Origin of the sequence: Pseudomonas sp. USTB-Z, assembly GCF_019691255.1 — a bacterium.
In the GTDB taxonomy this organism is placed as follows: Bacteria; Pseudomonadota; Gammaproteobacteria; order Pseudomonadales; family Pseudomonadaceae; genus Aquipseudomonas; species Aquipseudomonas alloputida.
Window position 1 is genome coordinate 22,083 of sequence record NZ_JAECZP010000006.1, and the last position, 21,560, is coordinate 43,642.

The window sequence follows — 21,560 nt, forward strand, 5'->3', positions numbered from 1 at the left end:
GTTCAGTGACGGTGTTCGCGGGTGACCCCGGCGTCGTAGTGGCTGACCACCTGTTGCCAGCCAGCTGCGATCAGGGCGGCCTGGCCGAGGTCGTCCGGGATCACGGCGGCGCTGTCGCGGCGCAGCCAGATATCGGCTTGGCCTGTGCTGTCGGGTGGCAGGATCAGCAGCAGGCTGGCGGCCACTTCCGGGGCCTGGCTGCGGCCCAGGTAAGCGCCGGGTTCCAGCCATGACCATTGGTGGCTGCCACGGCTTTGGCTGCCGGCATCGACCACGAACGGCGGCAGGCCTTCTTCGACCAGGGCCTTTACGCTGGGCGTGACGGCGTTTTCTTCGCGCAGGAGCTGGATCTCGTCGAAGGCTACCCGCAGGTCGGTGTACAGGCCTTGCTCGGCGGCGGTGAGGTCGCGGCGGGCGTCGATCTGGTGGCTGGCGATGGCCTGTTCGTCCTCGCGCTCACCGCGCAGCAGCACCACGCTGGCGGCGAGCACCACGATCAGCAAGCTTGCCAGCAGCACGTACAGGGTTTCGTGCCCGGCACCGGCCGGGCGAATGACGTGGGCGCGGCTCATGGCTGGGCGATATCGGCGTAGTCCACTTCCACCACGTGCCCGGGGCCAGCATCGAACAGCACGTAGAATTCGCCGTCCGGGCGTTTGAAGGTCAGCGTCGAGTCGTCGCCAAGCTTGCCGCCGACCAGCACCTGTTCGTCATAACCAATCACGTCCAGGGTCACTCCGGGGGCACCGCTGCCGTCCGAGAAACCGCCGGTGCACTTGACCTGACCGCTGGCCAGTTCTTCGCATTCGCACATCGGGTTGTGCGCCAGCGCAGGGCCGGCGACCAGTACCAGCAAGGGCAGCGCCAGGGTGCGCATCCGGTGATTCATTTGTTTTCTCCTTGTTTCTCGAGCCATGCCACAGTGGCTGGCGATGCCTTGGCCAGGGGGATCGACGCCTGGTGCATGCTGCCGTCCCAGCCTTCCAGGGTGATCCAGATGTGCGCGTCGGGTTTGGTACGCGGCGGAATCGGCAACGAGGTGCCCATGTTGTAAGGTGCGCCGAAGAAAATGGTGCCGGCGGCGCGCAGGCTTCTTGGCTTGCCGATGCGCAGGTAGGCTGCCTTGACGTTTTTTATGCAGGCCTTGCACAGCGATGCATTGAACGATTTGAAGTAGCCGGCGGGGCCGTCGGCGCGTGGCGCCTCGTCACGCAGTTCAGCAAGGTCGAGGCTGTAAGGGCCGACCTGGATGTCACTGATCACGTTGGCGCCAAGGCCGGCGTCGCCGCGGAACAGCCTGGCGTCGGCGAAGTACTTGGGCATGAAGCCCAGCGGGATCAGGATCAGCAGGATGTTCAGGTGAAAACGCCACTTCAGCCAAAGCTGCTTCAGCGGGCTGGCGGGCAGGGCCTGGGCCTGGCTCATGAATGGATCTCCACGGTGGTTTCACTGTGTACTGCACGCGGAGCGCGCTCGCTGCGCTTGAGGGCCGCGGCGGTGGCCTGGGCGGTGCGCTTGGTCCAGATCAGCAGGCCGCTGAGCACCATCAGGGTGAGGATCAGGCCGAAGAAGAACCACACCAGCTTGATCGGCAAACCGCCAAAGTCGCCGGTGTGCAGCGGGCGCATGGACTCGGTGACGAACTCCAGGGCCGAACGGTCGCTGATCAGGAACTGGCTGTCGACATTGCGTGTGTACGGATTTACCGACGCACTCTGGAACATCAACGGGTACCAGCCCGGGCCAGACAGCATGACGTGGCTGTAGGCAGTGGCGGGGAGCGAGATGGAGGTCACTTCCAGCCCCGGGATCGCCAGCCCGGCAAGGCGTGCCGCCTCATCCAGGTCGATGCGCGAGGCGGGGCTGCCATCTGGCGTTTGTGGCACTTCCTCACGGGCGATCACCGGCACGATGGGCTGGCTGGAAAGGGTGATGTGGTTGTCGGACAGGATCGCCTGGATCAGGAACCAGGTGCCGGTGACGGAAATGACTGCAATGAACCAGATTGACCACACCCCGGACAGACGGTGCAGGTCACCCCAGAAAATTCGCGAACCATGGCCGGTACGCACGGGTTTGAAAAAGCCTTTCCAGAACTTCTTGTAAACTACCAGGCCGGTGACCAGCGAGGCGAGCATCGGCAGGCCGAGCAGCGAGACCAGGTACCAGCCCCAGCTGAAACCGTTGGTGAACGGCACCAGCCACCAACCGTGCAGGGCGCGGGTGAAGGCTTCGAAGTTGAAGTCCGGGGTCTTGCCCTGAATGGTTCCGGTGTAGGGGTTTACATACAGCGTCGGGCTGGTGCCGTCAGGCAGTGTGACATTGGCTTTCACCGCGAAGTGCGAACCATCTGGCTGGCTCAGGCGTTCCACCACCATGTCCGGCTCGGCCTTGTTCAAGGCCTCCAGTACCTGCTGAAAGCTCATGCGCTCGGTGTCCGCGTCTGGCTTGTTGGCGCGCACAGCCGGATCGGCGAGCCAGACGATTTCCTGGCTGACCACGGCGAGCATGCCGGTGAAGCAGACGATCAGGACAAAGAACCAGATCGGCAAGGCGAGCCAGCTGTGGACCAGGAACCACAGCTTGGATTTGGATTTTTTCGGTGTTTGGGCCATCAGACGGTCTTCTGCTATGGGTGGTCGAGCATGTGCCAACCAAAGAGTGCTGTACTGATAAGGACGAATGAGAATCGAAAACCTGCAGGTTAAAATGAAAGCAAATGTTTCAAAGCACAAACACCGGACTGCGCACGAGGCACCAGTCCGGCCTTGATGGCTGGTTGTAGAGAGGGGTCAGGCGCGGGTCAGTGCCACGGCTGCTTGGGGCTTTTCGTGCAACTGCTCCAGGTCCTGGTACAGCGCTCGGCCAATTTCCGCAGCGCGTGCCGGCAGGACCGAAAGCAGGGTGTCACTCAGGCCGTGGCTGTTTTCGCAGAAGCCCTGCAGGTACACCGAGGCTTGCAGGTCCGGGCTGGCCAGTACGCGGTAGTTGCGGTCGACGCTGAAGTCCTCCAGGTAATCGGCCAGCGGCGCGAGCAATTCGCGGTGCGAGCGGCGCTCGTAACCGGTGGCGAGGATAACGGCATCGTAGCGGTGGGTTTGCTGCTGGCCGGTGGCGAGGTCGCGCAGGGTCAGTTCCAGGCCTTCGCGGGTGGCCACCACCGCTTCCACCTGGCGCCGGCACAGCACGTTGTGGCGGTGCTGATGGGCAACCTTCTGCCGGTAGAGGATGCCGTAGATGCGCTCGATCAGGTTGAGGTCGACCACCGAGTAGTTGGTGTTGTGGTATTCGCCCAGCAGTTTGCTGCGCTGTTCGGCCGGTTCGTTGTAGACCAGGTCGGTATAGTCGGGCGAGAAGATCTCGTTGACGAAGGGGCTGTCGTCGGCGGGCTTGAGGGCCGAGCCGCGCAGAATCATGTCGACCTTGACTGACGGGTAGCTGTCGTTGAGGTCGATGAACGCCTCGGCGGCGCTCTGGCCTGAGCCGATCACGGCAATGCGCATGGGTGTGCCAGCCGTGCACGGCAGTTTGGTCAGGCTGCTCAGGTACTGCGAGTGGTGGAAGACTCGCGGGTCGTCCTTGAAGGCGCCGAAGTTTTCCGGGATTTTCGGCGTGCCACCGCTGCCCACCACCACTGAGCGGGTGGCGCGGCTGTATTCGCGGCCTTGTTTGTCACGCGTGATCACGCACAGGTGTTGGACCCGGCCTGCATGCAAGTGCGGTTCGATGCGCAACACTTCCTGCCCATACACCGCCTGGGAGGCGAAATGCTCGGCGGCCCAGCGCAGGTAGTCGTTGTACTCCAGGCGGCAGGGGTAAAAGGTGCCGAGGTTGATGAAGTCGGCCAGGCGCTGCTTCTGGTGCAGGTAGTTGACGAAGCTGTAAGGGCTGGTCGGGGTGCGCAGCGACACCAGGTCCTTGAGGAACGAGATCTGCAACTCGCTCTGGGTAGCCAAGGTCTCGCCGTGCCAGTGGTAGTCTTGCTGCTTGTCGATGAACAGTGCGTCGAGTGCATGGCCCCGGGATTCGGCGAGTTCTTCCAGGGCGATGGCCAAGGCCAGGTTGGAGGGGCCGAAGCCCACGCCGATCATGTCTTTGATGGTTTCCTGCTGTGAAGACTGGCTCATGGCTGCGATTCCCTGAATGGTCGAATATGGACGCCCGCCGGGGCTCCGGCTCCTGCGCAAGTACATGAGTTGGAACGAGCCAGCCGAGGGGGAATTTAAGCGGGCTAAAGAACAGCGTGAGGCGGCCGATGTGTTGGTTACGGCAAGGACCAATCTTTCAGGCAGGGAATCGACATGAGCGGTATCACGGCAAGCAACCTGATGATCAATGGTGTTTCAGCGCAGACGCTGAGCGCGAACGCAGCAACCGAGCGTGAACAGGCGAAACAGGCCGATGAGGCGGTGGGGCCGTTGAGCATCAGCAGTGACAGCATGAAGGTGTCGGCGGGTAGCCAGGCGCAATCCATCGACGCAGAAGGCAGTGGCGAGTCGGGGGCTGTGAGCGAGCTGCGTCAACTGATCAAGGATCTGCAGAAGCAATTGGCAGAGGAACAGAAACAGTTGGCTGCATTGCAGAACAGCAAGATGGACGAGGCTGCGAAAGCAGCAGCGGTTGGTGCCAAGCAGGCGAGCATTGCTACCCTCAATGGGCAGATCATGGCGGCCACGGCGCAGTTGCTGGAACTGTTGCAGCAAGAGGGCGGCAGCAGTGCGGGCGGGATGGTCAGCGCTACGGCCTGACTGGACATGCACAGGCCGCTGTAGGAGCGGGTTTACCCGCGAATGGGCCGGCCCTGCTGGCCAATTTCCACCCGCCGTTCAGCGTTGCCGCCGCGACCGTATTCGCGGGTAAACCCGCTCCTACACCTGATCAGGGTTGGACACACACACATTGGTGATCGGGCGCAGGCCGTCGTAGGCGCGGGTTTACCCGCGAACACGGGCGAAGCCCGTACTATCCACCGCGTTGTCTGTTTCGCCAACAAGCCCGCACGCGCCAGGAAATGGCGGTCATTCGGCCGCCAACCGCCCCTTGTTCTGCCGGTCGGCCTTGTACTGCATGGCCACTGCCGGTGCCGGCTTGGCGGCACCGGTTTCCAGCCATTGACGCATGCGGCTGGCATCGGCGAAGTGGGTGTACTTACCGAAGGCATCGAGAATGACCATGGCCACCGGGCGGTTATCCATACGGGTCAGCAATACCAGGCAGTGCCCGGCCTCGTTGGTGAAGCCGGTCTTGGTCAACTTGATATCCCAGTTGCTTTTGTTCACCAGGTGGTCGGTGTTACGGAAGCCCAGGGTGTAGTTGGGCTTGCGGAAGGCGACGGTCTTTTCGCGGGTGGTCGACAGCTCGCTCAGCATGGGGTACTTGCGCGAGGCCATCAGCAGCTTGGCCAGGTCGCGGGCAGTGGATACGTTCTGCGTCGACAGGCCGGTCGGCTCAACATAACGGGTGTGGGCCATTCCCAGGCTGCGGGCTTTGGCATTCATTGCCTTGATGAACGCCGGATAGCCGCCGGGGTAGGCGTTGGCCAGGCTATTGGCCGCACGGTTTTCCGACGACATCAGGGTAATCAGCAGGGTTTCGCGGCGGTCCAGCTGGCTGCCCAGGCGCACGCGCGAGTACACACCTTTCATCTCCGGGTTGTTGGCAATGGTCATGGTGAGCATTTCATCCATGGGCAGCTTGGCATCCAGCACCACCATCGCCGTCATCAGTTTGGTCACCGAAGCGATTGGCACCACGCGGTCGGCATGGCTTGAATACAGCTCCTGGTTGCTGTTCAGGTCGATCAGCAGAGCGCTGCCTGAAGCCAGATGCAGTTTGGAGGGGTCACGTTGAACCTGGGCCGGGGGTTGTGCAGCAGCAGTCGACGGAAGGGTCGCGGTACCTGTGAGCAACAGCAGCAGGCTGAGGATGGACAGGGATGTTTTCACGTTGAGGCTCACTAAAAGTTGGTATGTCGTTGGCTGTGCAAGGGTTTTCCCCCTAAAACCGATGCATTTTGGAGTATGGCTGAATTGCTGTCGAATGCCTTATGACTAAAGGGCGCAAGGTGAACGATATTTAATCCTGTACCCATTACGTTCTTTTCCAGCTTCGCCAGTTCCGTCCAATCGTTGGCAGAATTCAACCACTTGGCGTAGGTCGAGAGAAGCACCTGCACCGAGCGCCCAAGCTACCTAGCAATGAACGCTGGATTCGTGGTGACGAGCCAGAAGGTTGGAAGATGAATGGCGACTCCGTCGAGACGCGGCGCTTCTGCTTCGAGCGGTATTGCGCGATCTCTCTGGCCCTTGCCAGTGCGCCAAGAGCCCGGCTGTTCAACATTACGGTGCGGGTGTATTTCGTCTTGGTCCGCTCGACTGCCTGCTTTTCAACCACGATCCGGCAGATGTGAGCCGTCTTTTTCTCGACGTCGACCTCATCCCGGCGCAGCGACATAATCTCGCCCGTGCGCATACCCAACCTGCGACACGCTGCGGATGACCCGATTTGCCTCAAAGGCGGTCGACCGTATCTTCAGGCCCGGTTTTCGGTACAGCAAGGCAGAGGTGCTGCTGATGGACTTGCGGCAACCCGGTGAGTTGGCAGAGGACTTGTTTGCGCTCAAGCAATGAGTGGCTGCATTCGACCTACATCTGCCTTTAAAAAAGGACAGCTAACGGCCAGAAGAGGACCGTCGAAGACATTACCTGATGGGCTGATTTGTGGAACGAGGCGGTCATCCATGTTCCGCTGCTAGCATTGATCTGAACTGAGAAATGAGCGCTGAAGATAATCCGGCACCTTCGAACACTGCGCAGGTGAAGCTAACGGGTGCAGGGCCTGGAGCAGTTATGATGCGGTCTGCGACCACAGCTACTGCACTGCTTCGATAGCGCGTGCGCCCGTCATAACCTACGGCATTTTTTTGCAGAAAGTCAGCGCTGTTCGAGGTATGAGGAACCGTGTCGAGTAGCCCGGCTCTCGCAAGTGCCAGCGTTCCACCACAGATGCCAGCAATTGTCGCTCCACTTGAACGACTAGCATGAAGAAAGTCTCGAATATCCGGAGCTTCTGTACGCTCCCAGACCATTCCTCCAATCACGACAACAACGTCCGGTTTCCAGTCCAGGCATTGTTGCAAGCCACTATCGACAGTTACAGCCAATCCGCCCTGCGAGTGGAGCGGCCCTGTAGTAGGTGCGAAAAACCTGACGTCGATCCCATAAAATGGAGACGCAGTTCCAGCAATGAATGCGTATTCCCAGTCAGCAAAACCCGGTGTCAGTATCAAACCCACGCGTGCCATCAGCCAGATTCCTCCATGAATGCCGATAGCGTACGGCGGCTTCAAACAGACATCAAGGTTCAGCTAGCGGTGCTCATAGGAAGGGAGGATGATGTTCCCGGTCGCGATATTGGATTCAATATCGAAATTAAGAATACTGTGCTGCTGGCACCAGGGCCTTAGGGCAATTTGAAATTTGTCAAGTGTCGGCAAGCTTGATTGACTACGATTATGAGGGCGAAAGCGAAGCTGACGCATCTTAGATAACACGCAATTGACTCCAGACCGCCGGGGGCATTTAGTGAGCTCCTCAGACTTTGTCTTCAGTCAGTGACCGCTTTTGGCCGATAACTGTTCTCCACGAAGGACAACAATGGGTCGGTTAGCGCCTCTGGATTGGGTTGACCATCCTTGTCCTACCTCACATGGAGGACAAGCCATGAACGCCATTACGACCAGCAGCCATCAGCCTTGGAACAAAGGAAAATTGGTCGGGCAGAAAGCTCCGCTCCGACTGAAAGATATCTGGGCCATTCGGGTAAGGCTCCAAATCGCGGAGGAAACTCGTGATTTAGCCCTTTTCGATCTGGCCATCGATAGCAAACTACGAGCCTGCGATCTGACCAAGCTTCGCGTACGCGACGTTGCTCATGGGGAGCACGTGTCATCGCGGGCGATAGTGATGCAGCAGAAAACCCAATGTCCCGTACAGTTTGAAATTACAGAGCAAATGCGGCTGGCCCTACAGGCCTGGATACATCAAGCCCAACTCCACAGCGAGGATTGTCTTTTCCCAAGCCGGCTACACGCCTCAGTGCATCTCTCCACCCGGCAGTACGCCCGAATCGTCAAAGCGTGGATAAAGTCTATTGGGCTAGATCCTGCTATGTACGGCACCCACACGATGAGACGTACAAAGGCATCGCTGATCTATCGTAGGACAAAGAACTTGAGAGCAGTTCAGCTCCTGCTCGGCCATACAAAGCTTGAAAGCACGGTGCGATACCTGGGCATTGAAGTCGATGACGCATTGGAGATGGCAGAGCAGACGGAGGTCTGACAGCGTCCAGCGACGGTCGAGGTATGACCGTCGCGATTCGACCCATTGCAGCCGTTTAGACAAAGCAGTGGATGCCACGACCTACGCTGCTCACTGATCGGCTAAGCATAGATACTGATGTAACTGCTCTCCAAGAACCTCGAACGCCTGAGCGATCCTGTTAATTTTGCGCAGGTCATTGTGCATTGCGATCCACACCTCAACCTCAAAGCCAAAATCGTGTGGTAGCACATGTACCAGTCCGTGCGATTTTGCGATTTGAGTCGGGCAGAGCCCGAAGCCTAAGCCCGCTCTCAGAGCGGCCAGCTGAGCAAGGTGATGATCAGAGGCAATGGCGAAATGCTGGTCGGCATCGCACAGACCAGAGTCGATAAACCGACGCAAATCCGCTGAGCGTCTGTCTGGCCCGATCAGCGGTCGCTGGCGCAGCGACAGCAGGGAGGTTGGGTTACCGTAGCGCTCCAGGCACCCGGCACTGGCATGGATGCCAATCTGCAAACTGCCGACACGCCGCACCGTGATATCCGCTTCATTGGGCCGCATCAGCCGCACCGCAATATCCGATTGCAGCCTGGCGATGTCTTCAAGGGCATCGCTTATGCTCAGCTCAAGTTTGAGTCCGACGTGTTCGTAATGGAAAGGGCGCAGCAGGTCGGGCAAGACTTCGACGCCAAGCAACTCGCCACAGGTCAGCCGGACTGTACCGTGATCCATCGACGCTTCAGAGCTGGCCATGCGGTTGAAGGTTTGCGCGGCCAGATCCATGGCCTCCACATGTTCGATCAGGCGCTGCGCTCCGGCAGTAGGCGTCAGTCCTTGAGGTGTGCGGGTGAACAGACTCACACCGAGAGCGTGTTCAAGACAGTCGAGGCGCCGGCGCGCAGTGGCCTGGGCGATACCCAGCAGCTTCGCCGCGCCGCTCAGGCTACCAGAGCGCAACACGGCGAGAAATACACGCTGGCTTTCCCATTCAATACCGCTCATACATTCTTGGCCAACAGTTGCTCCTAATTTGATCTTCTGCCCGAGCCCGTGAAAAGCGATCATTCGCCCACATTTTTCCGGGCGTCATTGTAAGGAACTAACGCATGAGAATCACCGGTCAGTGCCGATGTGGGCAAGTCACCCTTGAGATCGTGGCGCGGCAATTGCCGCCGCTGTATGCCTGCCACTGTTTGAACTGCCAGCGCTGGAGCGGCAGTGCGTTTGGTCTGCACATGCTGAGCGCGGCTTCGGCTGTTCAGGTGTCTGGCGAAACGGCGATCTTTGAGCATGAACACCAAGGTCAAACGTCTACCCAACATGCCTGCGGTACATGTCATACCCGGCTGTTCAACGAGACGACGGCAGCACCCGGCATGCGAGTGGTACGGGCCGGCATCCTGGAAGGGGCTGAGCGCTTCGAGCCGGTTGCGCATATCTGGACTCGGCGCAAGCAGCCATGGCTGGTGCTGCCGGGAGCAATCGCACAATGGCAGGAGAGCCCCACGCCAGAAGCATTTGCCGCCGCATTAGGGTAAGAGCTTGCTCTTCCATAAGTGAAGATGTCGCTCGCCGAGCGGCAAATTATCAGGGTTGACTACGTCCGCTTTGGGTCGATTGCAGCCGCTCACGACTGACCGCTATCGACCCATAGCTGCCCTTCGCGAAAGGCAGCTACCGGCCAAAAGCGGCCCTTGATTATCTACGAAATCAGGGCCCATTCAGTAGCCGTGGAAAGAAAGTCGGTGTTGGTTATCAGAAAATCCTGCAGGCAACAGTTGCGGAATAGTCAGAGCCAGCGGCGAACCTCGGCCTTGTAGCGGCGGTAGTCGTCGCCGAACTTGGATTCGAGATAGCGCTCCTCGCGGGCGATTACCTGTTTCTGGATCACAATCAGCACCAATGGAAGCAAAGCCAAGGCGATTGCTCCGTCGAAGCCGACCGCAATGCCGGCATAGACAAGCGCCATGCCGAGATACATGGGGTTGCGGGTCCACCGATAAGGGCCGGTCGTTGCGATGAGGGTCGTTGGTCGCGACGGCGGAATGTTGGTGCCCAGACGCCGGAACAGCCCCGCCGCCGCAAGCATCATCACCGCGCCGGCAGCGAACAGCAGCGCGCCCGTCGCGACCAGCAACCACCGGTCGATGCCGAAGTAGCTCAGGGCGAGGAACCGATCCGCCGCCAGCCCCAACAGCAACGCTCCTAGATAGATGAAGGGCGGAGGTAAGCGCACCCCCGCGCTGTCCGGTTCGACGGCCATGTTCATTTCCTCTCTAAGCGCTCAAGCCAGCATCGACTGCTGGGCAAAAATACCCGCCATCGCGCCCTGCGATGATGCCTGGGTGACCGAGGGCAATATGGGCGTGGTGAGATCGCCGGCGGCGTAGACGCCGGGTGTGCTGGTTTGGCGGCGTTCGTCGACCTTGAGGACGACGCCGGTTGGCGTATCCATCGTGGCGAGGCCCAGCGATTCATGCAGGTTTGCGGATGGCTTGTTGCGCGGATGAGCAAACAGGATGTCGACCGCAACAGTGGAGCCAGTGTCGAGATTGACAGTAGCGATATGCCCTTGGTGATGGGCGATCTCAACGATCCGCCCGTCGATGACAGATATGTTGCGGTGAGCCAGATCGGCCTGGATATCAGGCGCAATGTCGTGACCATCGGCAAAGACAGTCAACCTGTCGGTCCAATCGAGGAACAGCCTGACCTGGTTGTGAGATTGCGGGCCGGACCACACGAGGCCCCAATGTTGCCCGGCGACTTCAAAGCCGTCGCAATAGGGGCAGGGGACGATGGACGTGCCCCAGCTCTCGGCAAAGCCTGGAACATCAGGCATCTGATCTGCGACGCCATAGCTTAGGATTACGCGGCGGGCCTTGAGGCTTTTGTGATCGTCAGTGACAACGCAGAAATCGTCGATTACGCCAGAAATTTTCTCCGCCCGGGCATTGACCAGCCTGACCGTTGGATAGCGCGCCAACTGCTGCCGCGCCGCGGCCAGGATTTCCAGCGGCGGTGTGTGATCGTGACCAAGCAGACCATGTGAACGGCCGGCAAAACGGTTACGCGGGCAGCCGGTATCGAGAACGATGACCTTGCGACGGGCACGGCCGAGCTGTAAAGCGGCGGCGAGACCGGCAAAACTTCCGCCGATGATGATGACGTCATTCATGGTGATGGGCTCCGCTGGAGGGCAGGTTCAAACCTAGGCTTTGGATTGCAAATTTAAGATACCGAGTGGTATCGTATACCTTGAATTAAGATACTGCAAAGTACCAATATCATGACTGAGACCATACAGGGCCGGCGCGGCCGGCCCACCAACGAGGCGCTTGCCCAAACGATACTCAACGCCGCGAGCGAACTTTTTGTGGAATTGGGTTTTCAAGCGACGACGTTGGACAAGGTCGCCCAGCGGGCGAAGATATCCAAGCTCAGCATCTATAGGCGCTTCGAGAACAAAGAGGCGCTGTTCAGCGCAGCCATCACGGCTGGTTGCCAGAAGTCGTTTGCACCACAGGCCCTGCTTGAAGGTGCCGAAGGTTCGGTCGAAGACCAACTTATGGCGGTGGGAACATCACTGCTGCGCACGCTGTTGAGACCAGACGTCAGCAGTATCGAAGCCATGGTCATGGCCGATAAAACGAGTCAAAACGCCTTGAGCAAGCGCCACTACGAAGCAGGCGCCGCCCATGTCATCGCCGACATCGAGATCCTGCTGCGCCAACTTCACGCGAAGGCGCTTCTCAACGTGCCCGATTCCCTCCAAGCCGCCCGCTTGTTTGCTGCGCTCTTCAAAGGGTCCGATCTACTGATGATCGCCCGCTTCGATCAGGCGAGAGCAGAGGACGAAAACGAAATCGAATCCTACTGCCGGTCGGCCGTCGCCATGTTCATAGCCGCGCACGGTCGCAGCGACCGCGCAAGTGGATAAGCATTTAATTGCTCCAGGGCAGCTTGGCCTAGGCTTGGTTTTACGCTTCAGGGTTCGCAGCGGAATCACAGGCTGCGTCCGATAACTACGCAGTACTGACGCAAGTGCTCAGCATCGCAGCCTGAATCGACCATAGACTCGGAGACTCCTTCAAGCTGCTGGCTGCTATTGACCGTTTGCTGTCCTTAGCGAGAGACCGCTTTGGGTCGACAGCGGACTGTGGGAGGTGGGTGTAGCTGACGACCCAGGACGGATCTTGGTTGGCTGAACGCCTGGATGGGGGAATAAAGCTGTCTAAAACCGCCCGAAAGCGTCTCGGTTTTATTGGGCCAAAGTCGCTGAAACTGGCTGAACCCTATTAGACAGGCCAGATGCTCAGGCCGCTTGCGGTGCGGTCTGAGGCTAGATTCCCACGCTACTGCTGCATTGCCGGGATGTGCTGGATGGACGTACAGCCGGCGCGTACCAATTTTTGTACCAATAGTGGGATGCAGTTCAGCGAAAGGTCCCGGTATTGAGGTTCTCGCCCGTGTCCGGTGATCTGATATAAAACCTTTCTGGACAGGGTAAGCGCACACTTGATGTAGCTCAGAGCTTCTGAGCATTGAGAGGTGCGTATGACCATAGATAGGGATGGAATGGATTGTGATCAGCAGGTTAGCAGGCCGGCTGAAAACAATGGTCCGCCAGGCGGTCAAGACTCGGAAGGTAAACGGGAGCAGCCCGAGGATCGCGACGACTCCGCACATAATCGGCCCTTTCGAGGCAAGCAGAGACCAGGCCCGCCGGACCCATCGCGGGCATCCAATGCCGAGCGTTATAGTTATCACAAGCGCCCACTGGAGTAATTGCCAGTACAGTGTGTAAAGGCTGGCGGAAGTACTGTTCAGCCCAGCTAATAGAAGCCCAGCCCCGCGCTGGGCTTTTTGCATTCATGAGACGCCATGAGGGCTTGTGATAGCAGGGCTGGGCATCGACGTTCAGCGGTGGATAAGCGAGAGCTCGCTGATGATGCAGATCGAGCCGTCCTCGGCGGGGGTTGCGTCGGTGTAGTCGACCTGGTTGTAAACCCCGCCGTGGAACTCGAACAGGTGCGAAGCCCAGGTACTGTCGAGCTGCAAATCGCCCGACGAGGCGGATACCCCGTTGCATTCGGCCGTCACGGTTACCACGCCTTCAGACGTGGTGTGAATGCTGATGTGGAACGTCGCACCCAGTGGCACCCCCTTCAGGACTGTGGAATTCACCGGGTCGGTCTGGTTGAAGGTGCGCCGAAACCCCAGGGTGATGTTGCCCTTGTTCCAGAACACCTTTACCGGCGGGCCGTCGTCCCCGCGTACGTGCATCTGGGCGATGACCACCTTCTGCGCCGAGTTGACCTTGGTCAGCGTCATGGTCTGGCGATTCCAGTGATCCTGGGCGCTGGCCAGCGTCCAGTCTTGCGTTTCTGTCCATTCGCAGCGTGTCCTGTGGGTACTTTTGCTCGAAGCACCTTTGGTTGGGGCTGAGAACTGGATCGAGCCATCGCTGAGCACCGTCACGATGCTGGGAAAGCGGGCAATCGCTTCAGCACCGTTCAGCTCCAGAGCAACGGGGTTGGTTGAGGAGACGGCTACCGGCGTGGCGATGGTGAGGTGGCTGATATCTACGGCCATGGGGAACTCCTGGCGAAAAGGTTTGAGTGACAGAGCAGCCGTGCAAGTGACGGCTGAACACAAAGTTAGCCGCAAGCTAAATCATGGTCAATAGCTTATCGCTAAATTAATTTCGCTTTACGTAAAATTACCTGTTGGCGAAATTTTTCCGCAGTGGGGGCTTTACGCAGGATTTGGCAGTGAGCTAAGCTTTTGCTGAGTACTGTACGAATATACAGCTATCAGGATGAGAATATGGCACGCCACATGAAGTCGGAAACCCAACAGCGCCAGGAAATGACCGGAATAGAGCGGCTTAGCCTGCGGGTATCGTCAATGATCAACCACCCGCTCGCACAGACGCAGCGCTGGGTAGTCGTGCACCGTCTGGATACCGACGGTGAAGCGGAATGGGAGGAGGTGATGGGCCAACTGCTGGAAATGCCCGAGTTGCAGCTTACGTTCAATGATGACGCCAGCGTGACGGTGCGATGGGCGCGCAGTAGCGTGGAAGAGCGTGATGATTTTATCGTCGAGCGCGACTGCGAGGCTCAGGTCGAGGAAGCTGCACCGTTCTGAGCTTCAGCAAAAGCCCGCCGGTCAGGGCGGGCTTCGGTTTATACAAGGTGGGCATTCCACACCAGCAGGACCCTGGCCTGTATGTAGGTCTCTTCCCGACGAATCATGCGGTCTTTGTGCCGCGAGTTGTCGGAGATCATCTCGAAGTGGTCCTCGTCTGCGATCTGTAGCCGCTTGATGTAGATGTGGTCGCCCCAGGAAAAGAAGTAGATGCCATCGCCGACGAACTCTCGGATGCTGACGTCGACGATCAGCGGGTCGCGGTGCCTGATGGTCGGCTCCATCGACTGGCCCCAGCCGGTCACCATCTTCAGGTGATGGTGCTCGCTGAACGTCACGCCCAGTTCGCGCAGGTGGCTGGGGCTGACGCGAACGTCCTTGAACATCTCGGGGTAGTCGTGGGGGATCTGGCCGCCGCCCATGGCTGCCCGCACGTCATAGTGGGCAATCCACACTTCGTCACCGACCAGGCCGGGGCGCAGCGGCTCGGCTTCCAGCAGCGTGGCATCTGCAGGCTCTTGCGCCGCAGCCAGCAGCCTTTGCCGGGTTTCTTCAGCGATACCTTTGCCGCTTCGGGCAAGCATCTGTTTGACCAGGTCGGCTGCAGAGAGCTTGTTGTCACCTGGCTCGACAGCCGCCTGTGCGTGTTCGCCTGGCGACAGCGCGTCGAACCAGCCCCGTGGCAAACCTTCGATGCCCTCGATGCGGCGGGCCACGTCATCGCCCAAGTTTTTCACTGTCTTGTCGGAAAGGATCTGGCTAAGGTGTGCAGGCGCCATCCCCCAGCGCTCTGCGCAGGTGCCCTTTCTCTGGCTGCCGATCAGCTTCACCAGGTTGTGCTTGCGAATTTGGTAGATGTCCATGGGGTAAAGCATGCCAGTGTTTAGCTTGCTGCTAAATGTGCGCATGGCTAAATCTGCTCTTGTCGTGTTGTTAGCCGTAGGCTAAATTAAGCGCGCGAACAAGGAAAGCTGACGAGACATTTTTCTCCAGGGCTGATCACATCATCATCTGTAATGAGGTTCACATGGATCCGACCGACCTCGGCCCGGGTACCGTCACTTGGCTGGGCGGTACGGGGACTGTATTGCTGGGTGTGTTTCTGTGGCTGCGTAAATGGTTGTCCAGGGATGCAGTCGACCGCGCGATGGACAACGCTGAAATTGCCGTCATCCGCCACCTGACAGAGCTGCTGGACATCGAACGGGATGCCCGAAGGGAGGCGCAGGCAAAAGCTGAACTGCTCGCCAAGGAACGAAACGAGCTGGTGATGACCGTAGGCCAGCTGCAAGGCAAGGTCATGGTGCTGACCAGCAAGCTGGGCAGTAGCGGCCAAACATGAGGTGGCAGCCCGGGCGATCCGTGAAGAAAAAAAGCCCGCCAAATTGGCGGGCGACAAGGGCGTAGGGAGCAACGCACAACAAATTCGGTTCAGGCAACCAGAGTACTTGGTTGCAACTGTTCGGCCAGTGCCTGGGCTGAGGCGCGGGTCGGCATCGGGCCGCTCACGGCTTCGCCGTTGCGAACCAGATACCAGCACGCCAGCAGGCCCTGCTCACGCAGTGAGGCGGGAACGGCGCTACCGACAACGGACATGATCTGGATAGTGGCCATGGGGACCTCCTGTGAAACATGGCTCTACCATACGCAGCAGCCGGATATGTTTGAAATCAACCTCCTCGATAGTGATCATTGCTCCTATCAACCATTACCAGCGCGGTGGCCCGTAGTACACCGGTGGCGGCCCATAATAGGTGCGGTAGCCCGGTGGCGGTGGGGGTGGTGCGTAGTAGGGCTGGTAGTACACCGGCTGTGGTGGCGGTTGTACGTACACCGGCGGCGGCGCGTAATAGACCGGCTGGCGTTCGACATACACTGTGCGGTCATGGCCGCCATAAACCGTCGCCCCAACCACGGCGCCGACCACAGCCGCACCCAGCAGTGGACCCGGCCCGTACCAACCACCGTGCGCATGGCCGCCATAGCCGCCGTGCGCTGCTGCAGGCCCGCTGATGGCCAGGGCACCGACCAGCAGGACGATTCCGGGAATGAGACGGTTCATAAAGCAACCTCGCAGGAAAACCCCACGTCCGGGGCACTGTTACTATGACTCCGGTCTCTGTCAGCTGAGCACAGGGGAACGGTAAAGGTTGTGTAAGGGACGACCAGTGGTTGACTCTGTTACGCTGAATAAACGTTTCAGTTATGACCAAGGAGCCTGTTATGCCGACAACTCCCAGCCGGGACACCGTGCTTTGCATCTCTCTGGCCGGTCGCCCCGGCACCTTCGGCGTGCGCTTTCACAACCACCTGTACCAGCAGTTGGGCCTGGACTTCTACTATAAGGCCATGCGCACCGATGACCTGCCGGCGGCGGTGGCAGGGATCCGCGCCTTGGGTATTCGCGGCTGCGGGGTGTCGATGCCGTACAAGGAAGCCTGCATGGCCTTGGTCGACGAAATTGATCCCTCGGCGGCGGCCATCGACTCGGTCAATACCCTTGTCAATTGCAATGGCCACCTGAAGGCGTACAACACCGATTACCTGGCTGTGCGCCAATTGTTGGTTCAGCATCAGGTCGACCCGGGCACTGCCTTTGCCCTGCGAGGCAGTGGGGGCATGGCCAAGGCCGTGGCCAGCGCCTTGCGCGATGCCGGGTTTGCCGAAGGCATCATCGTTGCACGCAACGAGCAGGCCGGGCGTCAGTTGGCGGATGTCTGTGGTTATCGCTGGGTGCCTGAGCCAGGCGACCTCTGCCCGCCGATGCTGGTGAACGTGACGCCGATCGGTATGGCAGGCGGGCAGGAGGCAGAAGAGCTGGCGTTTCCCGAGCACGCCATCGCGGCGGCGGAGCGGGTGTTCGATGTGGTGGCAATGCCGGCGCAGACGCCGTTGATTCTCCGGGCTCAGGCGTTGGGCAAGCCGGTGATCACTGGGCTGGAGGTCATTGCGCTGCAGGCGCTGGAACAGTTCGTGTTATACACCGGGGTAAGGCCGACGCAGGCGCAGGTGGATGCGGCGGTGGCATACGCGCGGGCTAGCTAGTTAATGCCACCCCCTTCACAGCTTCGGCGGCGAAGGGGGTACAGGCGAAACCCGGATCAGAACACCTCGTGCCCGTTATCCAGCTGTTTGTCGACCAGTGCCCGGCCATGGGCCAGCGACACACGCTGCGCATTCTCAAGGTCGGAGAAGAACTGCATTGGCATCGACATGCGCTTGCTGGTGTGCCCGTCAGGTGCCGTGATCAGGCAGCCGGCGGCATAGGGCAGGGGGGAGTCGGGATGGGGCATCACGCTGGCAGTGATGGTGTGCTCGCGGTATTCACAGTGAAGAGATTGCATCGTCCTTACCTCGCTGTGGCATGTGAAGCAGTTACCTTCATATACCACAGCAAGAGGCCGGGAGTTCCCGGCCCGACGAGCGCGCCGCGACGAACGCTTAGCCTTCGAGCTCGGTTGGCTGGATCACTTCGACCCAATAACCGTCCGGGTCCTTGACGAAGGCCAGGTGGTTCATGCGGCCGTCCTGCAGGCGTTTCTGGAACGGTACTTCCAGTTCCTCGAAGCGCGCGCAAGCGGCGCGTACGTCGGGTACCGAAATGCAGATGTGGCCAAAGCCGCGCGGGTCGGTGTTGCCATTGTGGTAGGCGAACTCGGCATCGTTTTCGGTGCCATGGTTGTGGGTCAGCTCCAGCACGCCGGGGATCGCCTTCATCCACTGGTGGCGTGCGGTGTCATCAGCGGGGATCTGGGCAGGGTCGACCAGGGCCAGGAAGTACAGGCTGAAAGCGGCTTCAGGGAAGTCACGCTTGTCCACCAGGCGGAAGCCCAGCACGCGGGTGTAGAAGTCCAGCGACTTCTCGATGTCCTTGACCCGCAGCATGGTGTGGTTGAAGACGAACTGGGCGGTGGCGGCGTCAGGTTGCGCGGTGACGCCAGGCAGGGTTTGCAGATCGTGCAGGCTCATGGGAACTCCTGAGACGGGGCCGGGCGCAGGGCGCCGGCAAAACAGACAGGCTGGCCATGATACGGCAGTGCGCCGATTGCGCAAATGAAAGCGCCCTGCAAAGGCAGGGCGCTGAAATTAGAGGCCCGCATGTGCGGGCGCGTGATGGGGTCGCTAATCCTTTAGCTGTTTCGATACTGAGCCTTGCCTTGTGAAAAAAGCGTGAAGCCTTTGTGGGCATTTCATCAGCGTACCCAGCTTTCTACCGTGGCGGCCCCATATTGTTCTTTCCAGGCCTTGAGGCCGCGGTGGTTGCCGCCTTTGGTCTCGATGCGTTCGCCGGTGTGCGGGTTCTGATAGACCTTGACCACCCGCGGGCGGCGTTGTTGCTTGGGGGGTGTGCTGGAAGCGCGGGCCACAGCCTTCGGGTCGAGGATGGCGATGATATCGCGCAGGCTCTTGTCATAGCTTTTCATCAGGCCGACTAGTTTCTGCTCGAATTCGATTTCGCGTTTGAGGCCGGCATCCTTTTTCAACGCTTCCAGTTGCGCCATCTGTTCCTGGAGCGCTTTTTCGGCAGCACGAAACTCTGCAAGTCTGGACACTGTAATCACTCCTGTACGTCGGTCGTGGCAGGGCGTGACGAACATTGAAGAAGAGTAAAAACGCCGGCCACGCAGGTGGGTTCCACTGTTCGCTGATATCGAGTGTAGTCATTCATGGCTACTGGGTAAACTGCTAACTTTTTGCAAGTAAGCCGGGAACTTTCCTAGTTTTGCGTGCGCTATTTTGCGGTGTTTCTGCGGTTGCGCGACAGGGGGGCTAGACCATGGTCCAATGGCCCGCGCCAGAGCCTTTGCGCGATCATTTCAGATGATGGCCGACTCATGTTCGGACCTGCCGCAGTGCCGTGGCCAACCCGTGCCACAGGTTGTTAACTCGTCTTCATTCTGGATGTTTCCTCGCATGTTTTCCCCTTTCCCCCTCGCCCCCGGGCGCCGTGTAACCGGCCTGGTTCTATTGTGTGCCGGTGTCAACGCCCAGGCTGCCGGGTTTCTTGAAGACGGCAGTGCCAAGATCGAAGCACGCAATGTCTATTTCAACCGGGACTTCCGGGACGGTTACAGCAGTTCCAGCCAGGGCGCATCCAAGCGCGAAGAGTGGGCACAAGGCTTCATCCTCAATGTGCAATCCGGTTATACGCAAGGCCCGGTAGGTGTTGGTGTGGATGCGCTGGGCATGTTCGGCTTCAAACTGGATTCCAGCCCGGCCGACAGTAACAGTGGATTGCTGCCCTCGTCTGGCCACGACCCCCGGCACTCGGCCGACCAGTATGCGAAGATGGGCCTGGCGGCCAAGGTCAAGGTCTCCAATACCGTGCTCAAGTACGGCTCAATGATGCCTGATGTGCCGTTGCTCAAGTACAACGATGGCCGTCTGCTGCCGACTCTGTTCCAGGGTGCCATGCTCACCTCTGAAGAACTGCACGACCTGAAGTTCACCCTGGCTCGCCTGGACAACTACACCGCTCGGGATTCCACCGACCGCCAGGACATCCGCGTGCACTGCAAGAACAAGCGTTATGCCTGCGATACCGAAGCCGACCACTTCGACCTGGCTGGTGTCGACTACCGTTTCAACGAGCGTTTCAGCGCCCAGTACCAAGTGGCCAAACTGGAGAATATCTACCGTCAGCACTTTCTCGGCCTGGTGGCCAGTCAGCCGCTGCCGGTGGGCAGCCTGTCAGCTGACATGCGCCTGATCAAGAGTGATGACATCGGCAATGCCCGTGCCGGTGAAATCGACCATCGCGCCTTCAGCGGCATGCTTGGCTACAGCCTCGGTGGCCACAAGCTCAGCGCCGGCTGGCAGCGCATGTATGGCAACAGCGCCATGCCGTACCTGGATGGTAGCAACCCGTACCTGGTCAACTATGCCCAGGTCAATGATTTCGCCGCTGCACAGGAGCGCTCCTGGCAAGTGCGCTATGACTACGACTTCAAGGCATTGGGTGTACCCGGCCTGACCTTCTTCACCCGTTATATCAACGGCGACAATATCAAGGTGCCGGGCAGCCGTGCCGAAGGCAAGGAGTGGGAACGCGACACCGAGTTCAAATACCAGGTGCAAAGTGGCTCTTTCAAGGATGTCAGCGTACGCCTGCGTAATTCCACCTACCGCAGCAACTATGAACAGTGGGCGCGTGACATGGATGAGACGCGGGTCATTGTCAGCTACAACTTCTCGATCTTCTAAGCGGCTGCTTTGCCAAATACCGGTAGCCGCCTGACAATGGTGGCGGGTTCCCGCAAAGGGCAGGGCAATGAAAGACCTGTTGTTGATCGGCATCGGCGCGGGTGACCCGCGCCAGGTCACCTATGAAGCAGTCGATGCGCTGCGATGCGCTAGCGTGTTCTTCGTGCTTGACAAGGGCGACGACAAAGATGAACTGGTACGCCTGCGCATGGCCATTCTGCAGCGCTACCGCCCCGAAGGTGGCTATCGCCTGGTGCCGGTGGTCGACCCGTTGCGCGATGTGCAGGCGGATGACTACCTGGGCGCGGTGCAGCACTGGCACCGGCAGCGTGCTGCGCTGTATGCGCGCCTGATCGAGGAGGAAATTGGCGACGGGGAAACAGGTGCCTTCCTGCTGTGGGGCGAGCCGACCTTGTACGACAGCACCCTGCGCATTCTCGACCTGGTCCGCGAACAGGGCGTGACGTTGCGCTTGCAGGTCATCCCTGGCATCAGCAGTGTGCAGGCGCTGGCGGCGCGGCACCAGGTGCCGCTCAACCGCATCGGCGAGCCCCTGACCGTGCTGCCGGGGCGACGCCTGGCCGGGCAGGGGGCTATCGACAACGTGGTGGTGATGCTCGACGGGCAGTGCGTCTTTGCCGGGCTCGATGACCCGGCGCTGACCATCTATTGGGGCGCGTACCTGGGGACCGAGGATGAAGTGCTGATCGCCGGGCCGTTGCAGGCGGTGAAGGCACGGATACTGGAAGTGCGCGAGCGGGAGCGGGCGCGCAAAGGGTGGATCATGGATACCTATCTGCTGCGCAGAGAGCTGTGAGGTGGGTTGCCTGTGTCGGCCTCTTCGCGGGCAGGCCCGCTCCGGCAAGCGAAACAGGCAAC

Annotated in this window: 27 protein-coding genes and 1 pseudogene; 10 read left to right on the top strand and 18 right to left on the bottom strand. The window is 59.7% G+C overall.

Annotated features, from left to right (window positions below; all coding sequences use genetic code 11):
* Window positions 1–2 precede the first annotated feature (2 nt).
* The 5 genes from I8746_RS08930 to I8746_RS08950 form a co-directional block, all read right to left on the bottom strand.
* Complete coding sequence (locus tag I8746_RS08930; protein ID WP_221100463.1) at window positions 3–572, bottom strand: DUF6162 family protein; 570 nt, start codon at window positions 570–572, stop codon at window positions 3–5.
* Complete coding sequence (locus I8746_RS08935) at window positions 569–889, bottom strand: hypothetical protein (protein WP_003256211.1); 321 nt, start codon at window positions 887–889, stop codon at window positions 569–571. Before I8746_RS08935 ends, I8746_RS08930 begins: the two co-directional genes overlap by 4 nt.
* A complete protein-coding gene (locus I8746_RS08940) occupies window positions 886–1,425 on the bottom strand; it encodes a hypothetical protein (RefSeq protein ID WP_014859351.1) in 540 nt (179 codons plus the stop codon). The genes I8746_RS08935 and I8746_RS08940 overlap by 4 nt, the downstream gene beginning before the upstream one ends.
* The gene (locus I8746_RS08945) at window positions 1,422–2,615 is read right to left on the bottom strand and encodes a PepSY domain-containing protein (protein WP_221100464.1); all 1,194 of its coding nucleotides are present in this window, start codon (window positions 2,613–2,615) and stop codon (window positions 1,422–1,424) included. The genes I8746_RS08940 and I8746_RS08945 overlap by 4 nt, the downstream gene beginning before the upstream one ends.
* 177 nt (window positions 2,616–2,792) lie before the next feature.
* On the bottom strand, window positions 2,793–4,127 hold the full coding sequence (locus I8746_RS08950; RefSeq protein ID WP_221100465.1) for a lysine N(6)-hydroxylase/L-ornithine N(5)-oxygenase family protein: 1,335 nt from the start codon (window positions 4,125–4,127) through the stop codon (window positions 2,793–2,795).
* A 174-nt stretch (window positions 4,128–4,301) separates the two neighbouring features.
* Between I8746_RS08950 and I8746_RS08955 the strand changes: the two genes are divergently transcribed.
* Window positions 4,302–4,748, top strand: a complete 447-nt coding sequence (locus I8746_RS08955) for a hypothetical protein (RefSeq protein ID WP_221100466.1) — start codon at window positions 4,302–4,304, stop codon at window positions 4,746–4,748.
* A gap of 270 nt (window positions 4,749–5,018) precedes the next feature.
* Here I8746_RS08955 and pbpG read toward each other — a convergent pair whose 3' ends face one another.
* Both pbpG and I8746_RS27105 read right to left on the bottom strand, forming a co-directional pair.
* Window positions 5,019–5,945 carry a D-alanyl-D-alanine endopeptidase gene (pbpG, locus tag I8746_RS08960; RefSeq protein WP_012051929.1) on the bottom strand — a complete coding sequence of 309 codons (927 nt, stop codon included), beginning with the start codon at window positions 5,943–5,945 and terminating at the stop codon, window positions 5,019–5,021.
* 193 nt (window positions 5,946–6,138) lie between these two features.
* On the bottom strand, window positions 6,139–6,471 hold the full coding sequence (locus I8746_RS27105; protein ID WP_080756726.1) for a tyrosine-type recombinase/integrase: 333 nt from the start codon (window positions 6,469–6,471) through the stop codon (window positions 6,139–6,141).
* Here I8746_RS27105 and I8746_RS27110 point away from each other — a divergent pair.
* A pseudogene (locus tag I8746_RS27110) lies at window positions 6,471–6,626 on the top strand (DNA polymerase V subunit UmuC); the annotation flags it as partial. The gene I8746_RS27105 and the pseudogene I8746_RS27110 sit on opposite strands and share 1 nt — an antisense overlap.
* Window positions 6,627–6,733: 107 nt before the next feature.
* On the opposite strand, the gene I8746_RS08970 reads toward I8746_RS27110, so the two are convergent.
* Window positions 6,734–7,303 carry a DJ-1/PfpI family protein gene (locus I8746_RS08970; protein WP_161774573.1) on the bottom strand — a complete coding sequence of 190 codons (570 nt, stop codon included), beginning with the start codon at window positions 7,301–7,303 and terminating at the stop codon, window positions 6,734–6,736.
* Window positions 7,304–7,721: 418 nt separating this feature from the next.
* Between I8746_RS08970 and I8746_RS08975 the strand changes: the two genes are divergently transcribed.
* Window positions 7,722–8,342, top strand: a complete 621-nt coding sequence (locus I8746_RS08975) for a tyrosine-type recombinase/integrase (protein WP_104886209.1) — start codon at window positions 7,722–7,724, stop codon at window positions 8,340–8,342.
* 90 nt (window positions 8,343–8,432) lie between these two features.
* On the opposite strand, the gene I8746_RS08980 is transcribed toward I8746_RS08975, so the two are convergent.
* Complete coding sequence (locus I8746_RS08980) at window positions 8,433–9,389, bottom strand: LysR family transcriptional regulator (RefSeq protein ID WP_012051931.1); 957 nt, start codon at window positions 9,387–9,389, stop codon at window positions 8,433–8,435.
* Window positions 9,390–9,430: 41 nt separating this feature from the next.
* On the opposite strand from I8746_RS08980, the gene I8746_RS08985 reads away from it, so the two are divergent.
* Entirely contained in the window at window positions 9,431–9,862 is a 432-nt protein-coding gene (locus I8746_RS08985) for a GFA family protein (RefSeq protein ID WP_012051932.1), read from the top strand.
* A gap of 251 nt (window positions 9,863–10,113) precedes the next feature.
* Here I8746_RS08985 and I8746_RS08990 read toward each other — a convergent pair whose 3' ends face one another.
* Both I8746_RS08990 and I8746_RS08995 read right to left on the bottom strand, forming a co-directional pair.
* On the bottom strand, window positions 10,114–10,587 hold the full coding sequence (locus tag I8746_RS08990; RefSeq protein ID WP_041167306.1) for an isoprenylcysteine carboxylmethyltransferase family protein: 474 nt from the start codon (window positions 10,585–10,587) through the stop codon (window positions 10,114–10,116).
* A 21-nt stretch (window positions 10,588–10,608) separates the two neighbouring features.
* Window positions 10,609–11,502: an NAD(P)/FAD-dependent oxidoreductase gene (locus tag I8746_RS08995; protein WP_014756204.1), complete on the bottom strand. Its 894-nt coding sequence runs from the start codon at window positions 11,500–11,502 to the stop codon at window positions 10,609–10,611.
* A gap of 111 nt (window positions 11,503–11,613) precedes the next feature.
* Between I8746_RS08995 and I8746_RS09000 the strand changes: the two genes are divergently transcribed.
* Window positions 11,614–12,264 carry a TetR/AcrR family transcriptional regulator gene (locus I8746_RS09000; RefSeq protein ID WP_014756205.1) on the top strand — a complete coding sequence of 217 codons (651 nt, stop codon included), beginning with the start codon at window positions 11,614–11,616 and terminating at the stop codon, window positions 12,262–12,264.
* A 980-nt stretch (window positions 12,265–13,244) separates the two neighbouring features.
* Here the strand turns inward: I8746_RS09000 and I8746_RS09005 are convergent.
* Complete coding sequence (locus tag I8746_RS09005; protein WP_003256199.1) at window positions 13,245–13,919, bottom strand: polysaccharide lyase family 7 protein; 675 nt, start codon at window positions 13,917–13,919, stop codon at window positions 13,245–13,247.
* 234 nt (window positions 13,920–14,153) lie between these two features.
* Between I8746_RS09005 and I8746_RS09010 the strand changes: the two genes are divergently transcribed.
* Window positions 14,154–14,477: a DUF1654 domain-containing protein gene (locus I8746_RS09010; RefSeq protein WP_012051940.1), complete on the top strand. Its 324-nt coding sequence runs from the start codon at window positions 14,154–14,156 to the stop codon at window positions 14,475–14,477.
* Between the two features lie 38 nt (window positions 14,478–14,515).
* On the opposite strand, the gene I8746_RS09015 is transcribed toward I8746_RS09010, so the two are convergent.
* Window positions 14,516–15,340, bottom strand: a complete 825-nt coding sequence (locus tag I8746_RS09015) for a S24 family peptidase (protein WP_019751052.1) — start codon at window positions 15,338–15,340, stop codon at window positions 14,516–14,518.
* A 164-nt stretch (window positions 15,341–15,504) separates the two neighbouring features.
* Between I8746_RS09015 and I8746_RS09020 the strand changes: the two genes are divergently transcribed.
* Complete coding sequence (locus tag I8746_RS09020) at window positions 15,505–15,819, top strand: chemotaxis protein (RefSeq protein WP_221100467.1); 315 nt, start codon at window positions 15,505–15,507, stop codon at window positions 15,817–15,819.
* A gap of 89 nt (window positions 15,820–15,908) precedes the next feature.
* Here I8746_RS09020 and I8746_RS09025 read toward each other — a convergent pair whose 3' ends face one another.
* Complete coding sequence (locus I8746_RS09025) at window positions 15,909–16,091, bottom strand: hypothetical protein (RefSeq protein WP_221100468.1); 183 nt, start codon at window positions 16,089–16,091, stop codon at window positions 15,909–15,911.
* A gap of 94 nt (window positions 16,092–16,185) precedes the next feature.
* Window positions 16,186–16,539 carry a hypothetical protein gene (locus I8746_RS09030; RefSeq protein WP_019751053.1) on the bottom strand — a complete coding sequence of 118 codons (354 nt, stop codon included), beginning with the start codon at window positions 16,537–16,539 and terminating at the stop codon, window positions 16,186–16,188.
* 161 nt (window positions 16,540–16,700) lie between these two features.
* Between I8746_RS09030 and I8746_RS09035 the strand changes: the two genes are divergently transcribed.
* Complete coding sequence (locus tag I8746_RS09035; RefSeq protein WP_003256191.1) at window positions 16,701–17,522, top strand: shikimate 5-dehydrogenase; 822 nt, start codon at window positions 16,701–16,703, stop codon at window positions 17,520–17,522.
* Between the two features lie 56 nt (window positions 17,523–17,578).
* On the opposite strand, the gene I8746_RS09040 is transcribed toward I8746_RS09035, so the two are convergent.
* From I8746_RS09040 to I8746_RS09050, 3 genes are all read right to left on the bottom strand, one after another.
* Window positions 17,579–17,821 carry a hypothetical protein gene (locus tag I8746_RS09040; RefSeq protein ID WP_003256190.1) on the bottom strand — a complete coding sequence of 81 codons (243 nt, stop codon included), beginning with the start codon at window positions 17,819–17,821 and terminating at the stop codon, window positions 17,579–17,581.
* 97 nt (window positions 17,822–17,918) lie between these two features.
* A complete protein-coding gene (gene gloA / locus I8746_RS09045; RefSeq protein WP_003256188.1) occupies window positions 17,919–18,446 on the bottom strand; it encodes a lactoylglutathione lyase in 528 nt (175 codons plus the stop codon).
* A 224-nt stretch (window positions 18,447–18,670) separates the two neighbouring features.
* Complete coding sequence (locus I8746_RS09050) at window positions 18,671–19,030, bottom strand: histone-like nucleoid-structuring protein, MvaT/MvaU family (RefSeq protein WP_010954596.1); 360 nt, start codon at window positions 19,028–19,030, stop codon at window positions 18,671–18,673.
* A 361-nt stretch (window positions 19,031–19,391) separates the two neighbouring features.
* Between I8746_RS09050 and I8746_RS09055 the strand changes: the two genes are divergently transcribed.
* Window positions 19,392–20,681 carry an OprD family porin gene (locus tag I8746_RS09055; protein ID WP_017148255.1) on the top strand — a complete coding sequence of 430 codons (1,290 nt, stop codon included), beginning with the start codon at window positions 19,392–19,394 and terminating at the stop codon, window positions 20,679–20,681.
* A 67-nt stretch (window positions 20,682–20,748) separates the two neighbouring features.
* Window positions 20,749–21,498 (top strand): precorrin-6A synthase (deacetylating), encoded by a 750-nt coding sequence (cobF, locus tag I8746_RS09060; RefSeq protein WP_014756213.1) that lies wholly within the window; start codon window positions 20,749–20,751, stop codon window positions 21,496–21,498.
* Window positions 21,499–21,560 lie beyond the last annotated feature (62 nt).